The 366-nt window shown below is 64.8% G+C and carries 1 protein-coding gene; it reads left to right on the plus strand.

Translation table 11 applies throughout. The features are described 5' to 3' along the window. Positions 1-366, plus strand: a 366-nt coding sequence (locus tag AC1D0P_RS32190; protein WP_477680434.1) for a protein kinase domain-containing protein, incomplete at both ends; no start/stop codon positions are given.

Below are 366 nucleotides of genomic sequence, written 5' to 3' on the forward strand. Positions count from 1 at the left end.
CCCCCTCGACTCCAAGCTGTCGGCCCTCAAGGATCTGCGCTTCGACGCCAGCACCGAGCCGGTGCGGCTCAAGGGCTACCGCATCACGCGCAAGATAGGCGCGGGCGGCATGACCGAGGTCTACCTCAGCGAACGCGAGTCCGACGGCCTGCCCATCGTGCTCAAGGTGCTCGATTCGCGCGGCAAGGAAGCCTCCGAGCACCTGGTGCGCTTCATCCAGGAATACGCCCTGCTGTGCAAGATAGACCATCCGCACGTCATCAAGATCTATGACCAGGGCTTCACCGACGAACATGCCTACATCGCGATGGAGTACTTCGAGCGCGGCGACCTGCGCGGCCTGTTCGGCCCCAGCCTGGCACGGCC

Source organism: Polaromonas sp. P1_G2 (genome assembly GCF_056405515.1).